This is a genomic window from Streptomyces sp. NPDC005863, assembly GCF_042871345.1.
Lineage (GTDB): Bacteria > Actinomycetota > Actinomycetes > Streptomycetales > Streptomycetaceae > Streptomyces.
The window spans coordinates 334,305-357,169 of sequence record NZ_JBIAII010000003.1 but is presented as its reverse complement, the minus strand read 5'-3'; the positions used below and the strand labels follow the sequence as shown (position 1 = coordinate 357,169).

General features: G+C 72.4%; 20 protein-coding genes. 9 read left to right on the top strand and 11 right to left on the bottom strand.

The features are described from left to right. Window positions 1-31 precede the first annotated feature (31 nt). The 3 genes from efeU to efeO are packed head-to-tail and all read right to left on the bottom strand — an operon-like array spanning window position 32 to window position 3,384. Entirely contained in the window at window positions 32-889 is an 858-nt protein-coding gene (gene efeU, locus ACFYO9_RS13975) for an iron uptake transporter permease EfeU (RefSeq protein ID WP_358704765.1), read from the bottom strand. Window positions 890-893: 4 nt separating this feature from the next. After that, a complete protein-coding gene (gene efeB / locus ACFYO9_RS13970) occupies window positions 894-2,192 on the bottom strand; it encodes an iron uptake transporter deferrochelatase/peroxidase subunit (protein ID WP_355817500.1) in 1,299 nt (432 codons plus the stop codon). A 28-nt stretch (window positions 2,193-2,220) separates the two neighbouring features. Beyond that, window positions 2,221-3,384: an iron uptake system protein EfeO gene (gene efeO / locus ACFYO9_RS13965; RefSeq protein ID WP_388666345.1), complete on the bottom strand. Its 1,164-nt coding sequence runs from the start codon at window positions 3,382-3,384 to the stop codon at window positions 2,221-2,223. A gap of 254 nt (window positions 3,385-3,638) precedes the next feature. On the opposite strand from efeO, the gene ACFYO9_RS13960 reads away from it, so the two are divergent. Beyond that, complete coding sequence (locus ACFYO9_RS13960) at window positions 3,639-4,316, top strand: PhzF family phenazine biosynthesis protein (protein WP_358773012.1); 678 nt, start codon at window positions 3,639-3,641, stop codon at window positions 4,314-4,316. A 78-nt stretch (window positions 4,317-4,394) separates the two neighbouring features. Here the strand turns inward: ACFYO9_RS13960 and ACFYO9_RS13955 are convergent, their stop codons facing one another. Then, window positions 4,395-5,063: a biliverdin-producing heme oxygenase gene (locus tag ACFYO9_RS13955; RefSeq protein WP_358773011.1), complete on the bottom strand. Its 669-nt coding sequence runs from the start codon at window positions 5,061-5,063 to the stop codon at window positions 4,395-4,397. 144 nt (window positions 5,064-5,207) lie between these two features. Then, complete coding sequence (map, locus tag ACFYO9_RS13950; protein WP_355817510.1) at window positions 5,208-6,065, bottom strand: type I methionyl aminopeptidase; 858 nt, start codon at window positions 6,063-6,065, stop codon at window positions 5,208-5,210. Window positions 6,066-6,159: 94 nt separating this feature from the next. Between map and ACFYO9_RS13945 the strand changes: the two genes are divergently transcribed. Then, the gene (locus ACFYO9_RS13945) at window positions 6,160-6,387 is read left to right on the top strand and encodes a hypothetical protein (RefSeq protein ID WP_355817513.1); all 228 of its coding nucleotides are present in this window, start codon (window positions 6,160-6,162) and stop codon (window positions 6,385-6,387) included. Window positions 6,388-6,866: 479 nt separating this feature from the next. Here the strand turns inward: ACFYO9_RS13945 and ACFYO9_RS13940 are convergent, their stop codons facing one another. Further along, entirely contained in the window at window positions 6,867-8,156 is a 1,290-nt protein-coding gene (locus ACFYO9_RS13940) for an MFS transporter (protein ID WP_388666269.1), read from the bottom strand. Between the two features lie 77 nt (window positions 8,157-8,233). Next, on the bottom strand, window positions 8,234-8,836 hold the full coding sequence (locus ACFYO9_RS13935; protein WP_358704756.1) for a hypothetical protein: 603 nt from the start codon (window positions 8,834-8,836) through the stop codon (window positions 8,234-8,236). Window positions 8,837-8,915: 79 nt separating this feature from the next. Between ACFYO9_RS13935 and ACFYO9_RS13930 the strand changes: the two genes are divergently transcribed. The 3 genes from ACFYO9_RS13930 to ACFYO9_RS13920 are packed head-to-tail and all read left to right on the top strand — an operon-like array spanning window position 8,916 to window position 11,130. Beyond that, a complete protein-coding gene (locus ACFYO9_RS13930; RefSeq protein WP_358773009.1) occupies window positions 8,916-10,025 on the top strand; it encodes a sialidase family protein in 1,110 nt (369 codons plus the stop codon). A gap of 9 nt (window positions 10,026-10,034) precedes the next feature. After that, entirely contained in the window at window positions 10,035-10,763 is a 729-nt protein-coding gene (gene npdG, locus ACFYO9_RS13925; RefSeq protein WP_355817521.1) for an NADPH-dependent F420 reductase, read from the top strand. A gap of 58 nt (window positions 10,764-10,821) precedes the next feature. Further along, window positions 10,822-11,130, top strand: a complete 309-nt coding sequence (locus tag ACFYO9_RS13920; RefSeq protein WP_388666267.1) for a hypothetical protein — start codon at window positions 10,822-10,824, stop codon at window positions 11,128-11,130. On the opposite strand, the gene ACFYO9_RS13915 is transcribed toward ACFYO9_RS13920, so the two are convergent. After that, entirely contained in the window at window positions 11,120-11,923 is an 804-nt protein-coding gene (locus ACFYO9_RS13915; protein ID WP_358773007.1) for a site-2 protease family protein, read from the bottom strand. The genes ACFYO9_RS13920 and ACFYO9_RS13915 overlap by 11 nt on opposite strands. Window positions 11,924-12,203: 280 nt before the next feature. On the opposite strand from ACFYO9_RS13915, the gene ACFYO9_RS13910 reads away from it, so the two are divergent. Continuing rightward, window positions 12,204-15,491 carry a BTAD domain-containing putative transcriptional regulator gene (locus ACFYO9_RS13910; protein WP_358773006.1) on the top strand — a complete coding sequence of 1,096 codons (3,288 nt, stop codon included), beginning with the start codon at window positions 12,204-12,206 and terminating at the stop codon, window positions 15,489-15,491. Window positions 15,492-15,521: 30 nt separating this feature from the next. On the opposite strand, the gene ACFYO9_RS13905 is transcribed toward ACFYO9_RS13910, so the two are convergent. The 3 genes from ACFYO9_RS13905 to panB form a co-directional block, all read right to left on the bottom strand. Continuing rightward, entirely contained in the window at window positions 15,522-16,349 is an 828-nt protein-coding gene (locus ACFYO9_RS13905; RefSeq protein WP_355817531.1) for an ABC transporter permease, read from the bottom strand. Beyond that, complete coding sequence (locus ACFYO9_RS13900; protein ID WP_358773004.1) at window positions 16,346-17,374, bottom strand: ATP-binding cassette domain-containing protein; 1,029 nt, start codon at window positions 17,372-17,374, stop codon at window positions 16,346-16,348. Before ACFYO9_RS13900 ends, ACFYO9_RS13905 begins: the two co-directional genes overlap by 4 nt. Window positions 17,375-18,215: 841 nt before the next feature. Beyond that, entirely contained in the window at window positions 18,216-19,097 is an 882-nt protein-coding gene (gene panB, locus ACFYO9_RS13895) for a 3-methyl-2-oxobutanoate hydroxymethyltransferase (RefSeq protein ID WP_355817537.1), read from the bottom strand. 215 nt (window positions 19,098-19,312) lie between these two features. On the opposite strand from panB, the gene ACFYO9_RS13890 reads away from it, so the two are divergent. The 3 genes from ACFYO9_RS13890 (at window position 19,313) to ACFYO9_RS13880 (ending at window position 22,857) form a co-directional block, all read left to right on the top strand. After that, complete coding sequence (locus tag ACFYO9_RS13890; protein WP_355817540.1) at window positions 19,313-20,917, top strand: MFS transporter; 1,605 nt, start codon at window positions 19,313-19,315, stop codon at window positions 20,915-20,917. Window positions 20,918-21,012: 95 nt separating this feature from the next. Then, window positions 21,013-21,618: a TetR/AcrR family transcriptional regulator gene (locus tag ACFYO9_RS13885; RefSeq protein ID WP_355817691.1), complete on the top strand. Its 606-nt coding sequence runs from the start codon at window positions 21,013-21,015 to the stop codon at window positions 21,616-21,618. A 210-nt stretch (window positions 21,619-21,828) separates the two neighbouring features. Then, the gene (locus ACFYO9_RS13880; protein WP_358773002.1) at window positions 21,829-22,857 is read left to right on the top strand and encodes an endonuclease/exonuclease/phosphatase family protein; all 1,029 of its coding nucleotides are present in this window, start codon (window positions 21,829-21,831) and stop codon (window positions 22,855-22,857) included. The last annotated feature ends 8 nt before the right edge of the window (window positions 22,858-22,865 follow it).

Genomic DNA, 22,865 nt, shown 5'->3' with positions numbered 1-22,865 from the left:
TGCACGGCAGTTCGAGGCCGGGGAACCCCGCTCAACCCTGTTCCGGAACTGTTGCCTTGTCCGCCGCCGGGGCCTTGTCCCGGGAGGCCGGCCGCGTCGGCGCGAAGAAGAACGCCAGCGTCGGCACGAGGTAGAGCAGCCAGACCACGACCTGCAACACCGTCGGATCCGGCTGGAAGTTGAGGACGCCCTTCAGGAGCGTGCCGTACCAACTGTCCGGCGGGACGGTCGCGCTGATGTCGAACGCCTTGTCCCGCAGGCCGCCGATGAACTCCGCCTCCTGCAGGTCGTGCACGCCGTACGCGAGGACGCCCGCCGCCACCACGACCAGCATCGCGCCGGTCCAGGTGAAGAACTTCGCGAGGTTGATGCGGACCGTGCCCTTGTAGAAGAGCCAGCCGAGCGCGACCGCGGTGAGCAGGCCCAGGATCACGCCGAGCAGCGGGCCGTGCGACCCGTCGTGCGAGGCGCGCACCGAGGCCCACACGAACAGCGCCGTCTCCAGGCCCTCCCGGCCGACCGCGAGGAACGCGGTCGCGACCAGCGCGGCCGTGCCCATCCGCAGCGCCGAGTCCAGCTTGCCGTGCAGCTCGGCCTTGAGGTGCCGCGCGGTGCGCCGCATCCAGAACACCATCCACGTCACCAGGCCGACGGCGACGATCGACAGCGAACCGCCGAGCGCCTCCTGCGCCTCGAACGTCAGCTCCTGCGAGCCGAACGTCAGCGCGCAGCCGAAGCCGAGCGCGAGCGCCACCGCGACGCCGATGCCCGTCCAGATGGGCAGCAGGGCATCACGCCGACCCGTCTTGACCAGATAGGCGATCAGGATGCAGACGACGAGACTCGCCTCCAGCCCCTCACGGAGCCCGATCAGATAGTTGCCGAACATTGGCTCACGCCTCTCCGGTGAACAGGCCCCTGCCCCACCAGTCGTCCGCGCCGCGGACGCCCGGCGGGACCGCGAAGACCGCGGAACCCACGTGCTGGATGTACTCGTTGAGCGCGTCGGAGCGCGCCAGACTGCGCTGTACGGGGATGAAGCCCTTGCGGACGTCCCGCTGGTAGGCGAGGAAGAACAGGCCCGCGTCGAGCCGGCCGAGCCCGTCGGTGCCGTCCGTGAAGGAGTAGCCGCGGCGCAGGATCGTCGCACCGTCGTTGGCCGACGGGTGCGCCAGCCGCACGTGCGCGTCGGGCTTCATCGCCTTCAGGAACGGCTCGTCGTGCTCCTTGGCCTTGCCGACCGGGGCGCCCTCGCCCTTGTCGCGGCCGAACACGTCCTCCTGCTCGCCGAGCGAAGTGCGGTCCCACGTCTCGACGTTCATGCGGATGCGGCGCGCCACCAGGTAGGAGCCGCCGGTCATCCAGGCGGGACCGTCCTTCTCGCCGACCCACACGTGCTTGCCGAGGGCCGCCGTGTCGTCGCCGGAGACGTTGCGCGTGCCGTCCTTGAAGCCGAAGAGGTTACGCGGGGTCTGCGCACCCGGTGTCGTCGACGACGTCTTGCCGAAGCCGAGTTGGGACCAGCGCACGGCGACCTTGCCGAAGCCGATGCGCGCGAGGTTGCGGATGGCGTGCACCGCGACCTGCGGGTCGTCCGCACAGGCCTGCACGCACAGGTCGCCGCCGCTGCGCGCCTTGTCGAGGTTGTCGCCGGGGAATTTGGGGAGGTCCACCAGCGCATCGGGCCGCTTCCCGCCGAGCCCGAACTTCTCGAACAGGGACGGCCCGAAGCCGATCGTGAGGGTCAGCCGGGACGGCTTGAGGCCGAGCGCCTCGCCGGTGTCGTCCGGCGGCGCCTCGGCGAGCCCGCCGTACGCGCCCTCGCCGACCGTGCGGCCCGCCGTCATCCGCGCGGCGGCCCGGGTCCAGTCCTTCAGGAGCCGCACGAACTCCTCGCGGTCGTCGGTCGTCACGTCGAACGCGGCGAAGTGCAGCCGGTCCTGGACGGCCGTCGCGATCCCCGCCTGGTGCGCGCCGTGGAAGGCGACGGCCGCTCCCGTGTCGGCGGCGGGCGCCACCTCGTCGTCGGAGCGGGCCATCGCCACCGCGCCGCCGGCCGCGGCCGCGCCGAGCGCGAGCCCCGCGCCGCCCCAGCCGAGCAGCGAGCGCCGCGACGGCGCGGCGGCGCCGCCCGTGCCCGGGGCGGCGCCGGAGGTGTCACGGGCGTCGTCGCCCGCGGTGGTCTCAGCCATGGTGTCCCCTGCCGCTGCTTCCCTGCCGCTACTTGGCCTTGGCGACGGCGGCCGCCAGCTTGGACAACGGCTCGGCGAGCGCGTTCACGCCGTCGGCCAGCTCCTTGGTGTCCGCCTTGTCGAGCTTGTCGTACGCGGTGAACCGGTAGGAGCCCGCGCCGCCCTCGCGGTACTTCTCAAGGAGTTCGTCGAGCGCGGCGAACTGCTTGTCGAGCTCCTTGGCGAGCTTCGGGTCCTGCTCGGCGGCGACCGGCTTGAGCAGCTGGTACGCCTTCTCGGCGCCCTCGACGTTCGCCTTGAAGTCGACCAGGTCGGTGTGCGAGTAGCGCTCCTCCTCGCCGGTGACCTTGCCGGTGGCGACCTCGTCGAGGAGCTCCTTGGCGCCGTTGGCCATCGAGGTCGGGGTGATCTCGGCCCTGCCGACCCGCCGCTGCCAGTCGAGGAGATCCTTGTCGAGCCGGGTGGCGAGCGCCTTCTCCCGCGCGCCGATCTTCTTGTCCTTCCACAGGGCCCGCTCCAGGCGGTGCCAGCCCGTCCAGTCCTTCTCGGGGTCCTGGTCGTCGGCGAGGCCGTCCTCGCGGACGTCGACCTTCGGGTCGATGTTCCCGAAGGACTCGGCGACGGGCTCGGTGCGCTCCCAGCCGATGCGGGAGTCGGCGTACGCCTTCTTCGCGGCGGCCAGGTCGCCCTTGCGCACGGCGTCGGTGAAGACCTTCACCTTGGGCAGCGTCTCGTCGGCCTGCGCCTGCACGTAGGAGCGGTAGCCGGCGACGGCCTTGTCCAGGCGCGGGTCGCGCTTGGCGGTCGTGCCGCCCGCGACGGTGACCTTCTGCCGGATGCCGTCGCCCTTCATGCCGGGCTTGCAGGCGATCTCGTACGAGCCCGCCTTCACCTCGGCCGTCAGCCGCTGCTTGGTGCCGGGGCCGATGTTCTCGCGCTCGCCGACGATGCGGTCGTCGGGGAAGAGCAGGTAGACCTCGGTGACCTTGGAGCCCTTGTTCTCGATGGCCAGCTCGACGTGTCCGGCGGACAGCTTCGTCTTCGAGACCCGGCACGCGTCGTCGGTGGCGGTCACGCGCACGCTGCCCGCGCCGCCGCTCTTGCCGTCGCTCTTCTCCGTGCAGCCCGTGACGGCGGTCAGGGCCGCCACGGTGGCGACGGCGGTGACGGCGGACAGGCGGGCGGGTCGCACGGGTCGCATACGGGCTCCAAGGACAGGTCACGGGCGGGGCCGTCCCCACCGCAAGCCGGTGAGGCCGACCTAACTTAACCGACCCTTACCTCGGTGATACCCGCCTTTCCCGTGATTCAGCTCTCACGCCCCGCCCCCTGCTCACGGGCCGATCACGGGAGCCTGATGGCGGCCCCATGACCGGGTAAAGCACCGGTCAAGCGGGGGCCCGGCGCCGGTGGGGCGCCTGAGGGGCGCGATGCTTCAATGCACGGGTGACTGAACCACGCGACGCCCGTACGCCCTTCGACGCTCCTGGTCCCATCGACGTGGTCCGGGTCTTCTGCGGGCCCGACGGCCGGCACGGCAACGAACTCGGAGTCGTGCGCGACGGGTCCCGCACGCCCGCCCGGGAGGACCGCCAGACACTGGCGGGCAAACTCGGCCACAGCGAGACGGTGTTCGTCGACGACCCCGAGCGCGGCGTCATCGACATCTACACCCCCACCCTGCGCCTCCCCTTCGCGGGCCACCCCTGCGTCGGCACGGCGTGGCTGCTCGACGTCCCCGAACTCGTCACGCCCGCAGGGGTGGTGCAGGCCCGCCAGGACGGCGAGTTCACCTGGATCACCGCCCGCGCGGACTGGGCGCCGCCGAGAACGCTGCGGCGGTACGGGACGGCCGCGGAGGTCGACGCGCTCCCCGTGCCGGAGCCGGGCGAGTGGATCTACGCCTGGGCCTGGCAGGACGAGGCGGCGGGCCGCGTACGCGCGCGGGCCTTCCCCGGCCGGGACGACGGCATCGACGAGGACGAGGCGACGGGCGCGGCGGCGCTCCTGCTCACCCATGAACTGGGCCGCGCCCTCAACATCACCCAGGGCAACGGCTCCCAGCTCCTGACGGCACCGGGTCCGGGCGGGGTGATCGAGGTGGGGGGTCGGTGCGCGCTGTAAGGCTTCAGCTGAAATCCAGCCCCTCCGGCGTTTGAGGAGCGGGGGGCCGGGGGCAGAGCCCCCGAGACGGCTGCCCCGTCAGGCGCTCAACGGAAACTCGTCCCCGAGCTCCCGGAAGACCCCGGTATTGAAAGCGAAAGCGACCTTGCACTCGTCGACGATCCGCTTCCTCTCCAGCTCGTCCGGCACCACCGCGTCGATCCCGTCGAGCAGCGCGCGGTAACTCCGCTTGAACGCGGCCGGGTTGGCTATCCCCTCGAACACGTAGAACCGCACCCCGTCGCCCTTGCGGTCGAAGCCCCAGGTCCGCTCCGCCTTGCCGCGGATGATCTGGCCGCCGGAGAGGTCGCCGAGATAGCGCGTGTAGTGGTGGGCGACATAGCCGCCGGGCCAGGTGCGGGCGCACTCCTCGACCCGCGCCGCGTACGCCGCCGTGGCGGGCAGCGGGGTGAGTCCCGCGCGCCACTGCGGGCCCCGCAGATGCGTCAGGTCGCGCTCCAGCTCGGCCACCCGCTCCAGCTCGGGGCGGAGGAAAGGACCGGCGACGGGGTCGCCGCGCAGGGCCTTCGCGCCGTCCTCCAGGGCGCGGTAGACGAACCACAGCTGTTCCGTGTAGCGCGTATAGGCGTCGACGCCGAGCTTGCCGCCGAGCAGATCGCTCATGAAGGTCGAGGTCTCCGCCTCCGTGTGCTGTTCCTGCGACGCGGTGCGGATGGCGGTGGAGAAGGGTGTGGGCGCCGTGTCCATGCGGGCCTCCAGGGGGAGCCGGGGGTGACGGGATGGCGGAAACCGGTGCGACCCTGCAGATCATGGCAAGTTAGGCTTACCTAAGTCAACCGGTTCCCGACATCCTGTCGGTAAAGGAGCTACCCGTTCTCGGCCCCGCGGAACTCAGGGCAGCGTGAGGATCTCCGCCCCGGTGTCCGTCACCACCAGCGTGTGCTCGAACTGCGCGGTGCGCCTGCGGTCCTTGGTGACGACGGTCCAGCCGTCCTCCCACATGTCGTACTCGTGCGTGCCGAGGGTCAGCATCGGCTCGATCGTGAACGTCATGCCGGGCTGGATCACGGTCGTGGCGTGCGGGCTGTCGTAGTGCGGGACGATCAGGCCGGAGTGGAAGGACGAGTTGATGCCGTGGCCGGTGAAGTCGCGCACGACGCCGTAGCCGAAGCGCTTGGCGTACGACTCGATGACCCGGCCGATGATGTTGATCTGGCGGCCTGGCTTGACCGCCTTGATGGCGCGGTCGAGGGACTCCCGGGTCCGCTCGACGAGCAGCCTGGACTCCTCGTCGACGTCGCCGACGAGGTACGTGGCGTTGTTGTCGCCGTGCACGCCGCCGATGTACGCCGTGACGTCGAGGTTGATGATGTCGCCGTCGTTCAGGACGGTGGAGTCGGGGATTCCGTGGCAGATGACCTCGTTGACCGAGCTGCACAGCGACTTCGGGAAGCCGCGGTAGCCGAGCGTCGACGGGTAGGCGCCGTGGTCGCACATGTACGTGTGCGCGACACGGTCCAGCTCGTCGGTGGTCACCCCCGGCGCGATGTGTTTCGCCGCCTCCTCCATGGCGCGGGCGGCGATGCGACCCGCGGTGCGCATCAGCTCGATGGTCTCGGGGGTCTGCACCTCGGGCCCCGTGTACGGGGTCGGTGCGGGCTTGCCGACGTACTCCGGGCGCCTGATGTTGCCGGGTACGGAACGGGTGGGGGAGAGCTCCCCTGGGACGAGCAGTGACTGGCCAGACATGCGAGCGAGTCTAGCCAGCGGTGGTGGGGCAGCATGGCTCACAGGGAACGGGTAATGATCCGGAATCCGGACCGGACGGAAGGAGTGAGCGGGGATGGCGCTGTTCAAGAAGAAGACGGCCGGCAAGCCGGGCGAGTGGTTCTACTGCCTGGAGCACGGCAAGGTCGAGGAGGGCCCGGACTGCCCCGGCAAGGACCGCATGGGCCCGTACGGGTCGCGCGAGGAGGCGCAGCACGCGATGCGGACCGCTCAGGAGCGGAACCTTGAGTGGGAGACGGATCCTCGCTGGCACGATTCCGCTGCGCGGGGCGAGGACGATTGACCCCTTGCCGTGGTCGGGGGCGGGGGTTTTCGCCGCTCCGCGGCGGGGTTTCCCCCACCCACCCACCCGTTTGCCCCGCGACGTCGCGGGGGCGTGGGGGCCCGGTGCCTCGGGGCGGCGGGGGTGGGGGGCGTTTGCCCCGTGACGTCGTGGGGGCCCGGTGCGTCGGGGCGGCGGGGGCCGTTTGCCCGGTGACGTTGCGGGGGTGTAGGGGCCCGGTGCCTCGGGGCGCTGGGGTGGGGGCCGTTCGCCCCCCCCGCGAGGTTGCGTCGGCCCTGGGGCTCCTCGTCCGCGTGTCAGGGCGTTGTCGGTTCGGGGGTCGGGGGGTTTCGCCGCTCCGCGGCGGGTCTTCCCACCCACCCACCCGTTTGCCCCGCGACGTCGAGTCGGCGTAGGGGCCCGGTGCCTCGCGGCGGCGGGGGTGGGGGCCGTTCTTCCCCGCTACGTTGCGTCGGCCTAGTGGCCCGTCGCCCCGTGCCTCAGGGGGTTGCCGGTTCGGGGGTCGGGGGAGTTTGGATGGTTGCTCTGCGGCGGGTTGCGTCGGGGTCCGTTTTTGCGTCGTACGACATCAGGCGGGGGAGTGTCGTGGCCAGGACGGCCACCGAGGCCACGCAGGCCAGGCCGCCCGACCAGATCGCCGGGCGCGTTCCCGTCCAGCCCGCCGCCGCGCCCGCGCGGACCTGGCCCAGCTGGGGGCCGACGCTGTACGAGAGGACCTCGATGCCGGCGAGGCGGCCGCGCAGCTCGTCGGGGATGGTCTGGTTCCAGATGGTGGAACGGCCCAGGCCGCTCGCCATGTCGCCCGCGCCCGCCACCGCCAGACAGCCGAGCACCACCCAGATGTTCGAGAACCACCCCGCCGACGTGATCGCCAGACCCCAGCCCGCCGCCCCGAACACCACGAGCAGCCCGTGCCGCCGCACCCGTGACGTCCAGCCACTGGTGATGCTGAACAGCAGCGAGCCCACCGCCCCGGCCGCGTACATCAGGCCGAGCGCCCACTCCGCGTCCAGGTCGTCCGCGAGGAACGGGAAGATCGTGTTGGGGAAGGCGAAGAACATCGCCGCCATGTCGATCGCGTACGTACCCAGCAGCACCGGCCGCGACCACGCGTACCGCGCGCCCTCCGCCAGGCCCTTCAGCGACGGCTTCTCCGCGTCGTGCGCGGCGGGCGCGGGGGAGAGGCGGGTGCACAGCAGGACCGAGACGGTGAAGCAGGCGATCGTGATCGCGTACGCGGACGCGTGCCCGGCGTACGCGACGACCAGGCCCGCGAGCGAGGGGCCCGCGATGGCGCCCACGTTCCAGCGCAGCGAGTTCAGCGCGGCGGCCGCCGTCAGCTGGTCGTGCGGCACGATCCGGGCCATCAGCGAGTCCAGGGCGGGCCGCTGCAGCCCGGAGAGCGCGGAGACGCCGGCCGCGACCACGTAGAGCGGCCAGAGCATCGGGTCCGGCAGCAGCGCGTTCACCAGCAGGATCACCGCCAGCACGCCGAGCGCCGCCTCGGTCAGCAGGATCACCTTGCGCCGGTCGACGGCGTCGGCCAGCGCGCCGCCGTACAGCCCGAAGACGATCAGCGGGACGAGCTCGACCGCGCCCATCGCCCCCACCGCGACCGGCGAGTCCGTCAGATCCTTGATCTGCAGCGGCAGCGCGACCATCGCCATGAAACTGCCGAAGTACGTGACGAGACCCTGGACCCACAGCAGACGGAAGTCGCGGGTGGAACGCCAGGGGGAGAGGTCGGGCAGTATCGCGGAGAGTGGCACGAACAGTCATGTTCCGTGGCGGCGGACGCGCCGGGCAAATCAATTTCCGCGGGCCGGCCCGTGCGGGAGGCGGGGTGTCACCACCGGGTCGGCGGCGGTGACGTCAGCTGGTCGGCGAGGCGGGACAGGCGGTCGCGCAGACGCCGGCGGCCGCGCGGCTCCGGCAGCGCGTTCTCCCCCGCGGCCGCGCTCACCAGGTGCTGGACCGTGTCGAGGTCCAGGTCGGGGGTGTCCGGCACCGCGAGCGCCTCGTGCGACAGGGCGGCCAGGTCGCGGTCGCCGGAGCCGAGCGCGAGGACCGTCGTCCCGGCGCGGCGCGCGTCGTGCACCCGGGTGAGCAGCTCCGCGTCCGGCGCGTCCGGCGCCACCACGAGCAGCGTCTCGCCGCGCCGTGCCGCCTCGATCCGGCCGAGCCCGGTCGACAGATGGGCCGGATCCGCGGCGAGCACCCGGTGGCGTACCAGCGTCGGGGCGAGCTCGGGCGTGCCGGACCAGGCCGCCTCGTCCACCAGATGCGCGGCCAGGTGCCACGGTTCGTACGCCGCCGTGCCCACCAGGAGCAGCCCGCCGCCGTGCGGCACGACGGAGGAGCGCAGCGTCCCCGCGAAGCGGCGGGTGGCGCCGAGCCACTCGGTCCCGGCGAGCACTTCGCGCAGCAGCGCGACCCGTACGGCGTCCATGGCGTCGCATCCTGCCCCAACGGTCCACTCTTGGCCGGGAGTTCACCGCGAATTCCCCCGGAGCGGGGATGCGGAGGGGATGACCTTTGAGACGTCTGTTCCCTTCCGGGCCGGCCGCGAGGGCTACGCGAGCTTCCGCATCCCGGCCGTCGTCACCACCGCCCCCGGCACCGTCCTCGCCTTCTGCGAGGGCCGCGTCGGCTCCCAGGCGGACTCCGGCCACATCGACATCGTCCTCAAGCGCTCCACCGACGGCGGCCGCACCTGGGGCCCGCTCCAGGCCGTCGGCCGCAACGGCACCGACCTCGCGGGCAACCCCGCCCCCGTCGTCCTCGGCACCGGACGCGTCCTGCTCGTCCAGGTCAGGAACGCCGCCGCGGCCACCGAGGACGCCATCCGCCGCGGCACCGTCTCCGCGGCCGACGGGCGCCGCGTCTGGGTCCAGCACAGCGACGACGACGGCCTCACCTGGTCCGTGCCGCGCGAGATCACCGGGCAGGTCAAGCGGCCCGCGTGGCGGTGGTACGCGACCACACCGGGGCACGCGTTGCAGCTGGCCGGCGAGCACGAAGGCCGCACCGGCCGCGTCGTGGTCCCCGCCAACCACTCCCTGCCGCCGTCCGGAGCGGACAACGGCACCGAGGGCAAGTACAACGGCGGGCACTGCCTGGTCAGCGACGACGAGGGCGAGACCTGGCGGATCGGCTGTGTCGACGACAACACCGACGGCTACGTCAACGTGAACGAGACCACCGCCGCCGAACTCCCCGACGGACGCGTCTACTTCAACACCCGCAACGACTCCCCGTCCCCCGGTAACCGCGCCGACGCCCACTCGTCCGACGGCGGCGAAAGCCTCGTCAAGCCCTTCCGCCCGCAGGCCTCGCTCACCGGCCCCGTCGTCGAGGGATGCGTGCTGCAGCTCCGCGACCCGGACGTGCTCCTCTTCTCCGGCCCCGCCGACCCCGGCTTCCGCGCGCTGATGACCGTGCGCCGCTCCACCGACGGCGGCACCACCTGGCGGCCCGTCCACCCGGTCGACGGACTCCCCGCCGCCTACTCCGACCTGGTGCGCGTCGACCCGGAGACCGTCGGACTGCTCTACGAGACGGGGGACTTCGGCCCGTACGAGACCCTCACGTTCCGGCGTATCCCGGTGACCTGCCTGACCGGCGCGACCGATGAGTAAGGTCGCCCCATGACCTCTACAGACAGTGCGCAGAACACCTCGGAGAAGGCGCCCGGCAAGGCCCCGGCCAAGGACCCCTGGGAGCTGCCGGACGTGTCCGGGCTCGTCGTCGGAGTGCTCGGCGGCACCGGCGACCAGGGCCGCGGCCTCGCCTACCGGCTCGCCCGCGCGGGCCAGAAGGTGATCATCGGCTCCCGCGCCGCCGAGCGGGCCAGGACCGCCGCCGAGGAGCTGGGGCTCGGCGTCGAGGGCGCCGAGAACGCGGAGTGCGCGCGGCGCAGCGACATCGTGATCGTCGCCGTGCCGTGGGACGGCCACGGCAAGACCCTCGAAGCGCTCCGCGAGGAGCTGGCGGGCAAGCTCGTCGTCGACTGCGTGAACCCGCTCGGCTTCGACAAGAAGGGGGCCTACGCCCTCACGCCGGAGGAGGGCAGCGCCGCCGAGCAGGCGGCCGCCCTGCTGCCGGACTCCCGCGTCACGGCCGCCTTCCATCACCTGTCGGCCGTCCTGCTCCAGAACCCCGACGTCGAGGAGATCGACACCGACGTCATGGTCCTCGGCGAGAAGCGCGCCGACACCGACCTGGTCCAGGCGCTCGCCGGGCGCATCCCCGGCATGCGCGGCGTCTTCGCGGGCCGGCTGCGCAACGCCCACCAGGTCGAGTCGCTGGTCGCCAACCTGATCTCCGTCAACCGCCGCTACAAGGCGCACGCGGGGCTGCGGGTCACCGACGTGTAGGAGGGCGTACGGGGCGGTGCGGGGGCCGTACGGGGACGCGTGCGGGGGCGCGGCGGGCATGGGGGACACTGGACGGGTACGCCGCCCGGGTGCGCCCGTCACGGGTACGCCCGCCGCACGCTTCACCCGACAGGAGCCGACCCCCATGCCCCGCCTCGCCGTGTACGCCCTCGTCGTCTGCGCCCTCGCCGTCGCCGCGGCCGTGATCTCCTTCGCACAGGGCAGCTGGCTCGGCGTCGTATGGGTGCTGCTCGCGGGCCTGTCGTCGAACATGGCCTGGTTCTATCTGCGCCGGGCCAAGGCGCAGCGGGACGCGCGGCGCGGCGCGGCGGCCGCCGCCGGGCCGTCCGCGACGCCTACGAACTGAGCGCCGGCGGGGCCTCCTGGGAGCCGTCCCAGAACTGGTACAGCGAGTGGCCCCACGAGGTGTCCCACTCGCTGACGCCCAGGCCGCGCAGGATCGCGTCGACCGCGTCGAAGAACACGTGGTTGATCTCCGGGATCCACAGCACGGCGAAGACGGCGAGGAGACCGAACGGCGCGAACGGCTCCACCTGGCGGCGCACCCCGGGCGAGAGCCAGGGCTCGATCACGCCGTAACCGTCCAGGCCGGGGACGGGCAGGAAGTTCAGGATCGCCGCGGTCACCTGGAGCAGCGCGAGGAACGCGAGCGCGTAGCGGAACGCGGCCGGGACGCCGTCGAGGGCGTCGAGCCAGAACGGCGCCGTGCAGACCACCGCGAAGACCACGTTCGTCAGCGGGCCCGCGGCCGAGATCAGGCTGTGCTTCCAGCGCCCCCGGATCCGGCCCCGCTCGATGAAGACCGCGCCGCCGGGCAGGCCGATGCCGCCCATGATCACGAACAGTACGGGCAGCACGATGCTGAGCAGGGCGTGGGTGTAGGCGAGCGGGTTGAGGGTCAGATACCCCTTCGCGCCGATGGAGATGTCGCCGCTGTGCAGGGCGGTACGGGCGTGCGCGTACTCGTGCAGGCAGAGCGAGACGATCCAGGCGGCCGTCACGAACAGGAAGACGGCGATCCCGGGGTGGTCGGCGAAGCCGGTCCAGGCGGCCCAGCCGGAGACCGCCGCCACGGCGACGATCCCCAGGAAGACGGGGCTGATCCGCCGGTCGCTGCGGCGGACGGGGGCGGTGGTCATGGGGCGGGGCTCCTGGATTCCGACGGCCTGGAGTGCTCGACCGTACCGGTTGCACATGGCATTACCGATCGCACACGGTGGGAACGTCGTGCGGCGGGGCGCGGGTTCCGCTGGCGGGGGTCGCCTTGCTCCGGCGGGGCGGTGCGGGGCAGACGGGTGGGCGGATGGGAGAAATCCGCCGCGAAGCGGCGGGCTTGTGGCTCCTACGGCAAGAGGAAGACGCGGGGCCACGAGAACACCCGCCGCACCGGATCCGCGTCACGACAGGGACAATGGGCCAGTGCGTTACCGCGTCCTAGGGCCGACCCAAGCTGTCCGCCCCGACGGAACCCCCGTTCCCGTCGGCGGCGCACGCCTGCGCGCCCTGCTGGCGGCGCTCGCCCTGCGGGCGGGCCACACCGTGCCCGCCTCGGCCCTCGCCGACGACGTGTGGGCCGACGCGCCGCCCGCCGACGCGACGGGCGCCCTGCAGGCGCTGGTCGGCCGGCTCCGCAGGACCCTCGGCGCGGACGCCGTCGCCTCGGTGGACGGCGGCTACCGGCTCGACGCGCGCCCCGACGACGTGGACGTCTTCCGCTTCGACCGCCTGGTCGGCGAGGGCTGCCGCGCCCTCGCCGACGGCGACGCGGCGAAGGCCTCCGCCGTGCTGGCCGACGCGCTCGCCCTGTGGACCGGCGACCCCCTCGCCGACCTGCCCGAACGCGCCGCGGACGGCGCCCGCTGGGAGGCCCGCCGCCTCGACGCCCGGCGCGCGGGGGCCGGCGCCGCCCTCGCCCTCGGCCGGGCGGAACAGGCCCTGCCCGAGCTCGTCGAGCTCTGCGAGGCCCACCCCCTCGACGAGCCGCTGCAGGCCCTGCGGCTGCGCGCGCTGCGCGACACCGGACGCCCGGCGGAGGCGCTCGACGCGTACGAGCGGGTGCGCACCGACATCGCGGACCGGCTCGGCGCCGACCCGGGCCCCGAACTGCGCGCCCTGCACGAGGAGTTGCTGCGCGAGACCGTCGCCCCCGCGCCGCCCCGGGTGCCCGGCAACCTGCGCGCCCGCCTCACCTCCTTCGTCGGCCGCGAGGGCGACATCGACGCGCTGCGCGGCGACCTCGGCCGCGCCCGGCTCGTCACGCTGCTCGGACCCGGCGGCGCCGGCAAGACACGGCTCTCGCAGGAGGCCGCCGAGGCCGTCGGCGCCGGCCTCCCCGACGGCGTCTGGCTCGCCGAACTCGCCCCCGTCGAGGACCCCGACGACGTCCCCGCCGCCGTCCTCACCGCGCTCGGCGCCCGCGAGACCGTGCTGCGCGGCGCCGGCGCCGAGGAGATGCGCGTCATCTCGGAGCGCCAGGGCGAGAAGCCGCTCGCCCGCCTCGTCGAGCACTGCGCCGCCCGCCGCATGCTGATCGTCCTCGACAACTGCGAACACGTCATCGACGCGGCCGCCCGCCTCGCCGACGAGCTGCTCGCCCGCTGCCCCGGCCTCACCATCCTCGCCACCAGCCGCGAACCCCTCGGCGTACCCGGCGAGTTGCTGCGCCCCGTCGAGCCGCTGCCCGAACCCGTCGCGCTGCGGCTCTTCGCCGAGCGGGGCGCCGCCGCGCAGCCCGGGTTCACCGTCGACGCGGACCCGGCGGCCGCCGCCGAGATCTGCCGCAGACTGGACGGCCTTCCGCTTGCCATCGAACTGGCCGCCGCCCGCCTGCGGATGCTCACGCCGCGCCAGATCGCCGACCGCCTCGACGACCGCTTCCGGCTGCTCACCAGCGGCGCCCGTACCGTCCTGCCCCGCCAGCAGACCCTGCGCGCCGTCGTCGACTGGTCCTGGGAACTGCTCGACGAGGCCGAACGCACCGTCCTGCGGCGCCTCGCGGTCTTCGCCGGCGGCTGCGACCTGACCGCCGCGGAAGACGTCTGCGCCGCCGCGGGGAGCGGCCACGACGTCGCCGGTCTGCTCGGCTCGCTCGTCGACAAGTCCCTTGTCGTCGCGGCCCCTTCGCCCCAGACGGGCGGCGGCATGCGCTACCGGCTCCTGGAGACCGTCGCGGAGTACGCGGGCGAGCGGCTCGACGAGGCGGGCGACCGGGCCGCCGCGGGACGCGCGCACCTCGTGCACTATCGCGAGGTCGCGAGAACCACCGACCCGCAACTGCGCGGCCACGGACAGCGCGCCGCCGTGGAACGCCTCGAGACCGAGTACGAGAACCTGCGCACCGCCCTGCGGCACGCGATCGCCGCCCGCGACGAGCAGGAGGCGCTCTGCCTCGTCCTCTCCCTCTCCTGGTACTGGCAGATCCGCGGCCTGCGCCTGGAGACCCGCACCTGGTCCCGCGAGACCATGGCCCTCGGCCCCGACCCCTTCGCCCCGCCCGTCGCCCCCGCGCCCCCGCTGTACGAGCCGTGCACGGCCGCGCCCCCGCCGATGCGCCCCGAGGTCCTCGACGAGGCCCGCCGCGAGGTGCATCTGCTCCACCTGGCCTGCATGGACCTGGACGCGGTGGGGATGTGGCAGACGCCGGCCGCGGAACAGAAGCTGCGCGGCATCCGGACCGCCTACCGCCCCGGCCTCCCGCAGACCTGCCGGGCCCCCGGCAACCTCTGGTTCTTCGCCGTGCTCCTCGGCGGTGACATGGACGCGCTGCGCGTCACCGTCGACGAGACCGTGGCGGCCTGCCGCGAGCTGGGCCTCGGCTGGGAGCTCGCCGCGGCCCTGCAGATGCGCGCCAACATGCTCGCCAACCGCACCGACTGGGCCGGCGACGCCATCCGTGACGCGGACGAGGCGCTGCGGGTGTTCCAGGAGCTCGGCGACGTGTGGGGGGTCGCCGAGGCGCTCTCCGCGCGCGGCGAGGCACGCGAGCGGCGCGGCGAACTGGCCCTGGCCGCCGAGGACTTCTGGTCCGCCGTCGCCCACGCCGAGCGGCTCGGCGCCCAGGCCCAGGTCTCCCTGCTCAAGGCCCGGCTCGGTTCGCTCATGACGGACGCGCCGGAGCGGCGGGACGAGTTCGAGCGGGGCGAGGAGATGCTGCGGGAGATCATCGCCAACCCCGGCCGCCACCACGTGGGCGAGGCCATGCCCGCCGCCCGGCTCTTCCTCGCCATCGCGCTCGGCCGCACCGGCCGCTTCGGCGAGGCGCGCGAGCAACTCCGGCTGCTGGGGGAGGAGTTCAGCGCCATCGGCTTCGCGGTCTTCGAGGGCTCGGTGCTCGGCATCGGGGCCTGGCTCGACACCTTGGACGGCCGGTACGAGGAGAGCGTCGGCAAGGCGCGCACCGCCTTCGACAAGGCCCTCGACCCGCTGTCGCGGATGGTCGCCCCGAACATGGTCTCCGTCCATCTGTGGATCACGGCCCTCGCCCTCTCGGCCGCCGACGCGGCGCGCGCACGGGACGCGGCGCGTCTCCTCGGGACCGCCGACCGCGAGCTGCCGCCGTGGCACATCGCCAACACGATGGAGCGGGAGATCCGGGAGGGCGCGGAGCGGCAGGCGCGGGCCGCACTCGGCGCCGACGCGTACGAAGCGGCGTACGCACAGGGCGGCGGCCTCTCCCTGGAGGAGGCCGCCGCCCTGTGCACCCTGTGACGCCGCCCGTCGGCTCTTCGTGCGGAGCCGTCAGTTCTTCGTACGGAACTTGTGGATCGCGATCGGCGCCATCACCAGGGTGAGCGCCACCGACCAGCCGACCGTCACCCACAGGTCGTGGGCGACCGGGCCGCCGACCATCAGACCGCGCGCGGAGTCCGCGAGCGAGGAGAGCGGGTTGTAGTCGGTGAAGCCCTGCAGCCAGCCGGGCATCGACTGCGTCGGCGCGAAGATCGACGAGCCGAACTGCAGCGGCATCAGGACCAGGAAGCCCATCGCCTGCACCGACTGGGCGCTCTTCATCGCGACGCCGAGCACCAGGAAGATCCACATGATGGACGTGCCGAACAGCGCGGAGAGGCCCACGGAGGCGAGCAGTCCGCCCCAGTTGGTGATGTCGAAGCCCACCAGGACACCGACGATCATCATGATCGTCGTCGCGATGAGCAGCCGCATCAGCTCCACCACGATCTTGGCGAAGAGGACCGAGCCCTGGCCGATCGGCAGGGTCCGGAAGCGGTCCATGATGCCGTTCTGGAAGTCCTGGTTGAAGCCGGTGCCCACCGCCATGGCGATGTTCATGCTCATCATCGCCATCATGCCGGGCACCACGTACTGCACGTACTGGTCCTGACCGCCGCCGAGCGCCTGCCCGATGGAGCCGCCGAAGACGTAGACGAAGAGCAGCGTGAAGACGATCGGCATCAGGACGGCGTCGAACATCGACTCCGGGTCCTGGCGGATCCACAGCAGGTTGCGGCGGACCAGGGCGCCGGTGTGCCGGACGTGGGCGCGCAGACCGATGCGGGCGTCGTCCTGGCCCGCCTTGAGGGGGGCCGCGAGAGTGGTGGCGCTCATACGGCGACCTCCTCGAGTTCGTTCTCGGTGGGGCGGGCGTCCTGCGGGGCACTGGCCTTCTGGCCGGTGATGGAGAGGAACACCTCGTCCAGGCTGGGCAGTTCGGTGGCGATCGAGCCGATCGTGATGCCGCGCGCGGTGACCGCGCCGACCACGGCGGTCAGCTGCTCGTCGCTGAGGATCGGGACGAGGACCGTGCCGGACTCGACGTCGACCGTCGAGGTGGCGAGGCCGGTCAGGCCCAGGTCGTCGAGGGCGTTCGCCAGCGGGCGCAGCTCCAGCGGGTCGGCCGGGCGGATCCGCAGCGTGCGGCCGCCGACCTTCGCCTTCAGCTCCTCGATGCCGCCGTTGGCGATGACCTTGCCCCGGTCGATGACGGTCAGCTCGGAGGCCAGCTGCTCGGCCTCCTCCATGTACTGCGTGGTGAGCAGTACAGTCACGCCGTCGCCGACCATCCGCCTGACCTCGGCCCACACCTCGTTACGGGTACGGGGGTCGAGGCCGGTCGTCGGCTCGTCCAGGTAGAGCACGGCGGGGCTGCCGATCATGGACGCCGCGAGGTCGAGCCGGCGGCGCATACCGCCGGAGTACGTGCTCGCGGGCCGCTTGGCCGCGTCGGTGAGCGAGAACCGCTCAAGCAGGCCGTCGGCGCGGGACCGGGCCTCCTTGCGGGACAGGTCGAGCAGCCGCCCGATCATGTAGAGGTTCTCGCGCCCCGACAGCTTCTCGTCCACCGCGGCGTACTGGCCGGTCAGGCCTATCACGCGGCGCAGTTGGCGGGGCTGGCGGAAGACGTCGTACCCGGCGACCAGCGCGGTGCCGGAGTCCGGGGTGACGAGGGTGGAGAGGCAGCGGACGAGGGTCGTCTTGCCGGCGCCGTTGGGTCCGAGCACGCCGAGCACGGTGCCCTCGCGTACGTCTAGGTCCACGCCGTCCAGTGCCTTGGTCTCGCCGTAGTGCTTGACCAGTCCCCTTACGGTGACCGCGCTCCCTGCGCTGCCGGGGTTCATGTCGATTCGCGTCATGCGTCATAAGGTGCCAGCTGCCACCGACAAACCACCGACATCCTGCCGACAGTTCCCTGACAGGGGGTCTGGCCGATGGGGGCGGCCCCTCCTGGGCTCGGCGTGGTTTCCGGTCGCGCGCGCCCGATGGGCCGGCTCCTGTCCCACCGCGGCGGATGCGTCCCACCCCACCCGTTCACCCGGTACCGCCTGGTGTGGGTAGGGGCTCCCGCCCACCCGTCCGTTTGCCCGGCACCGTGTGGTGCGGGTAGGGGCTTTTGCCGCTTCGCGGCGGGTGTCTCCCACCCACCCACCCGTTCGCCCGGCAACGTGTGGTGTGGGTAGGGGCTTTTGCCGCTTCGCGGCGGGTTTCTCCCACCCACCCACCCGTTTACCCGGCACCGTGTGGTGTGGGTAGGGGCTTTCGCCGCTTCGCGGCGGGTTTCTCCCACCCACCCACCCGTTTACCCGGCACCGCCCGGTGCGGGTAGGGGCTCTCGCCGTTGCGCGGCGGATGCACCCCACCCCCCACCCGTTCACCCGGCACCGGCAGGGTGCAAGCACGCGCCCCTACGGCCCCGTGCGGTGCGGGGCAAACGGGTGGGTGGGTGGGAAAAAATCCGCCGCGAAGCGGCGGGACAGAACCGACCGAGCCGCAGGGTCACGGCAACCTTCCCGACCACCCCGGCCCCCGGCCCGCCCCCGTACCCCCCCACCGCCCAGGGGCGAGAAAAGGGCAGCCCGTCGACGGGGGAAATCGACGGGCTGCCGTGGTGCCGCGATGGTCACAAGGGGCAGGGGTCACCCTGCCGCGATGGTCAAAGAGGGGCAGGCGGCACCGAACACCGCCCGCCCCACGGCCTCAGTGCACCGCGTGTTCCGGCGCCGGGAACGCCCCGCCCACCACGTCCTCCGCGAACGCCTTCGCCGCGCCGGACATCACGCCCCGCAGATCCGCGTACTGCTTCACGAAGCGCGGCATCTTGCCGCCGGTCAGGCCGAGCATGTCCGTCCAGACCAGGACCTGCGCGTCGCACGCCGCGCCCGCGCCGATCCCGACGGTCGGGATGTGCAGGGAGCGGGTGACCTCGGCCGCCAGCTCCTCGGGGACCAGTTCCAGGACGACCGCGAACGCGCCCGCGTCCTGCGCCGCCTTCGCGTCGTTCAGGAGCCGGTGCGCCGCCTCGTCGCCGCGGCCCTGCACGCGGTAGCCCATGGTGTTCACGGACTGCGGCGTCAGGCCGAGGTGGGACATGACCGGGATGCCGGACTGGACCAGCAACTCGGTCTGGGCCAGGGAGCGTTCGCCGCCCTCCAGCTTGACCGCGCCGACGCCCGCCTCCTTCACCAGACGGGTCGCCGACCGCAGCGCCTGCACGGCGCCCTCCTGGTAGGAGCCGAACGGCAGGTCGCCGACGATCAGGGCGCGGCTCGTGCCCCGTACGACCGCGGCCGACAGCATGGTCATCTCGTCGAGGGTGACGGGCACGGTCGTCTCGTACCCGAGGTGGCAGTTGCCCGCCGAGTCGCCGACGAGCATGACGGGGATGCCCGCCTCGTCGAAGACGGACGCGGTCATCGCGTCGTAGGCGGTGAGCATGGGCCACTTCTCGCCGCGTTCCTTGGCGGCGGTGATGTCGCGCACAGTGATGCGCCGGGTGCCCTTGCCGCCGTACAGCGCCTTGCTGCTGTCGGGGCTCCGCCGGGCGTCGGCGCTCGTCTGGGCAGCCGAAAGTTGCGTCATCGCAACGGCTCCTTCTGTCATCTCGAGGCGCCCTGACGGCGTCCCCGGATCACCTCCATGGTGGCACCACGTGCCGCCCCGGGGCTAGTCCGTCGCCGGTCCTGCTTCCGGTCCTCCTTCCGGCCCTCGCTGTGGGCAAAGGTTTTCCCTTCCGTGCCCCAAGGCATTTCCAATACGAGACGGTCTCGTATCGAAATGCGTCTACGCTGGACCGCATGTCCTCCCCCGCCCCCTCCACCCCCAGCCCCTCCCGGATACCGGAAGCCGTGCACCGGCGCCGGTGGGCGATCCTCGGGGTGCTGATGCTCAGCCTGCTGATCGTGGTGCTCGACAACTCGATCCTGAACGTCGCCATCAAGACGATCTCCACCCCCGAACCCACCGGCCTCGGGGCCACCCAGAGCGAGCTGGAATGGGCGATCAACGCCTACACGCTCGTCTTCGCGGGTCTGCTCTTCACCGCGGGGCTCCTCGGCGACCGGCTCGGCCGCAAGAAGGTCCTGCTCGCCGGGCTCGTCGTCTTCGGCCTCGGTTCGGCGCTCGCCGCGGAGTCCGGCTCGCCCGTCGAGCTCATCGCGTTTCGCGCGATCATGGGCCTGGGCGCCGCCTTCGTGATGCCCGCGACCCTCGCCGTCCTGATGAACGTCTTCGAGCGCGACGAGCAGCCCAAGGCCATCGGCATCTGGGCGGGCGGCGTCGGCCTCGCCATCGCCATCGGGCCCATCACCGGCGGCGTGCTGCTCGACCACTTCTGGTGGGGCTCGGTCTTCCTCGTCAACGTACCCATCGTGATCATCGCCCTGGGGCTGATGATCTGGCTCGTGCCGGACTCCCGCGACCCGAGCCCCGGCCGCATCGACCTCTTCGGCGTCGCGCTCTCCGTCGTCGGCCTGGTGCTGCTCGTCTACGGCATCATCAAGGGCGGCCAGCTCGCCGACTTCACCGACCCGGCCGTCCTCGGGACCGTCATCGCGGGCGTCGTCGTGCTCGCCGCCTTCGTGCTCCACGAGAAGCGCAGCGACCATCCGTCGATCGACATCAAGTACTTCAAGAACCGGGTCTTCTCCGCGGCGATCTGCGCCATAGCGCTGGTCTTCTTCGCCCTCATGGGCGTGACCTTCTTCTCGGTCTTCTACACCCAGAGCGTGCGCGGCTACTCGCCGCTGCAGACCGGTCTGCTGATGCTGCCGCTGGCCGTCGCCCAGCTCATCTTCGCCCCGCGCGCCCGCCTCGTCGTCGACCGCTTCGGCGTCCGGGCGGTGACCACCGGGGGACTGCTCCTGGTGGCGGCGATGCTGACGGCCTTCACGCTCTTCGAGACCGACACGCCGATCTGGCTCCTGGAGGTCGTCTTCTTCCTGATGGGCACCGGCATGGCGCACATCATGACGCCCACCAGCGTCGTGATCATGCAGGCCCTGCCGCGCGAGAAGGCCGGCTCCGCCTCCGCGCTCAGCAACACCTTCCGCCAGGTCGGCGGCGCCCTCGGCATCGCGGTGCTCGGCTCCGTGCTCTCCACGGCGTACCGCAACGGCGTCGAGGACAAGCTGACCGTGCTGCCCGCCGGGCTCCGGCACACCGCGGGCGAGTCCATCGAGGCGACCCTCGGCGTCGCCGCGAAGCTCGGCCCCAAGGGCGAGCCCCTGGTGAGCGCGGCCAACGACTCGTTCCTGCACGCCATGCACGTCACGGCGGTGTGGGGCGCGGGCGTCGCCGTGATCGGCGCGCTGATCGTCTTCCTCTTCCTGCCGGGGCGCCCGCCCCGCGAGGAGGGGCCCGAGCAGGAGAAGGCCGAGCCGGTGGGCGCCACCGGGCGCTGAGGGAGAATCGGCGGGGCAGCCGGCGCGAGTGAGGGAGTGACGACGTGGTCCACAAGGGCGTGCGGGTCGCGGAGCAGGGCGACACCGCCAAGGGGGTGCCCGCCGCCCGGGCCGCCCGGACCGGCCGGGGCAGGCCCCGGAGCGAGGCCGTGGAGCAGGCGATCATCGAGGGCGTGGTCCGCCTCCTCGAGGACGGTGTGCCGCTCCCTGAGGTCTCCATCGAGCGGATCGCCCGCACGGCCGGCGTCGGCAAGGCCACCATCTACCGGCGCTGGGACGGCAGGGAGTCCCTCTTCGTCGACGTGCTGCGCGCCTTCGAGGAGCCCGACCCCGAGCTGCCGGGCACCTCGATGCGCGACGACCTCGTCCGCATCCTGGAGAGCCTGCGCAGGCGCGGCCTCACCCTGCGCTCCTCCGCGCTCCTGCACAACGTCTTCGCCCAGATGAAGGCCCTGCCCAAGCTCGCGGAGGCCTACCAGGAGACGGTCGTCGCACCCCGCCGTCGCATGATCCTCGACGTGCTGCGGCGCGGCGTCGCCAACGGCGAACTGCGCGCCGACGTCGACGTGGAGACCGCCAACGACCTCTTCGTGGGCCCCATGCTGCTGCGCACGCTCCTGCGGCCCGGCGCGCCGCTCGACGACCATCTGGCGGAGCGGATAGTCGACTCCGTGCTGGTCGGGCTGCGTCCCGCGGGCTGAACCGCACACGCCCGGCGGCGGCCGGTCACGGTTGTGCGCGTTTCGTCACAGAGGCCGCTCCCGCCCGCTGATCAGGAACCCGCCGCGCCGCCCTGTTCGTCCCAGAGCCTGTACGGCCGTCGTGGACGGCAGGGACGACACCCGATCATCGCCTAGGGTTTCAGGGGCGGGGCAGACGGTGTGCACGGCAGGCAGTGAGGCGACGAGAGCATGGCGCAGGCGTATATGACGGAGACCGGCAGCGACGGCTCGGGTCCCGACCGTCCGGGGTCCCGACTGCGCCGGCTGCTCGACGGCTGGCGGAACGACCCGGGCATCTGGCGGCGCGGCCTGGTCACGGCGGGAGCCGCGGTCCTGCTCGCCCTGGTGATGCTCTTCCACGCACAGATCCCCAACAACGTGGGCAACCTCGGCAGCCTCACCGAGACCTTCCTGCCCTGGCTCGGTCTGTTCATCCCGGTGCTGCTCGTCGTCGCGGTGGTGCGCAAGTCCGCCACCGCGCTGATCGCCCTGCTCCTTCCGCTGATCATCTGGATCAACTCCTTCGGCGGCCTGATCACCGGCAAGTCGGCCACCGGCGGCGACCTCACCGTGGCCACGCACAACGTCAACGCGGACAACCCCGACCCGACCGGCACCGCCCAGGACGTCGTCGCCTCCGGCGCGGACGTGATCGCCCTGGAGGAGCTCACCGCCTCGGCCGTCCCGACGTACGAGAAGGCCCTGGCGGGCGAGTACAAGTACCACGCCGTGAAGGGCACCGTCGGCCTCTGGAGCAAGTACCCGCTGAGCGACACCAGGCCCGTCGACATCAAGCTGGGCTGGGTCCGCGCGATGCGCACCACGGTCGACACGCCCAAGGGCCGGGTCGCCGTCTTCGTCGCGCACCTGCCGTCGGTGCGCGTGAAGCTCGATGCGGGCTTCACCGCCAACCAACGCGACAACAGCGCCGACGCGCTCGGCGAGGCCATCGGCGACGAGAAGCTCGGCAAGGTCGTCCTCCTCGGTGACCTCAACGGCACGATGAACGACCGCGCGCTGAACGGCGTGACCTCGCAGATGCGCTCCACGCAGGGCGCGGCGGGCGACGGCTTCGGCTTCAGCTGGCCGGCGTCGTTCCCGATGGCGCGCATCGACCAGATCATGGTCAAGGGCGTCGAGCCGGTCTCCTCCTGGACGCTGCCGGAGACGGCCAGCGACCACCTGCCGATCGCGGCCCGGGTCGACCTCTCGTCCTGAGTCGTTTC

Coding starts and splice junctions, on each gene's coding strand:
- ACFYO9_RS13900 (WP_358773004.1), bottom strand. CDS start 17,374: ATGACGCGAATCGACATGAACCCCGGCAGCGCAGGGAGCGCGGTCACC.
- ACFYO9_RS13905 (WP_355817531.1), bottom strand. CDS start 16,349: ATGAGCGCCACCACTCTCGCGGCCCCCCTCAAGGCGGGCCAGGACGAC.
- ACFYO9_RS13890 (WP_355817540.1), top strand. CDS start 19,313: ATGTCCTCCCCCGCCCCCTCCACCCCCAGCCCCTCCCGGATACCGGAA.
- efeU (WP_358704765.1), bottom strand. CDS start 889: ATGTTCGGCAACTATCTGATCGGGCTCCGTGAGGGGCTGGAGGCGAGT.
- efeB (WP_355817500.1), bottom strand. CDS start 2,192: ATGGCTGAGACCACCGCGGGCGACGACGCCCGTGACACCTCCGGCGCC.
- ACFYO9_RS13945 (WP_355817513.1), top strand. CDS start 6,160: ATGGCGCTGTTCAAGAAGAAGACGGCCGGCAAGCCGGGCGAGTGGTTC.
- ACFYO9_RS13930 (WP_358773009.1), top strand. CDS start 8,916: ATGACCTTTGAGACGTCTGTTCCCTTCCGGGCCGGCCGCGAGGGCTAC.
- map (WP_355817510.1), bottom strand. CDS start 6,065: ATGTCTGGCCAGTCACTGCTCGTCCCAGGGGAGCTCTCCCCCACCCGT.
- ACFYO9_RS13955 (WP_358773011.1), bottom strand. CDS start 5,063: ATGGACACGGCGCCCACACCCTTCTCCACCGCCATCCGCACCGCGTCG.
- npdG (WP_355817521.1), top strand. CDS start 10,035: ATGACCTCTACAGACAGTGCGCAGAACACCTCGGAGAAGGCGCCCGGC.
- ACFYO9_RS13920 (WP_388666267.1), top strand. CDS start 10,822: ATGGGGGACACTGGACGGGTACGCCGCCCGGGTGCGCCCGTCACGGGT.
- ACFYO9_RS13880 (WP_358773002.1), top strand. CDS start 21,829: ATGGCGCAGGCGTATATGACGGAGACCGGCAGCGACGGCTCGGGTCCC.
- ACFYO9_RS13915 (WP_358773007.1), bottom strand. CDS start 11,923: ATGACCACCGCCCCCGTCCGCCGCAGCGACCGGCGGATCAGCCCCGTC.
- ACFYO9_RS13935 (WP_358704756.1), bottom strand. CDS start 8,836: ATGGACGCCGTACGGGTCGCGCTGCTGCGCGAAGTGCTCGCCGGGACC.
- panB (WP_355817537.1), bottom strand. CDS start 19,097: ATGACGCAACTTTCGGCTGCCCAGACGAGCGCCGACGCCCGGCGGAGC.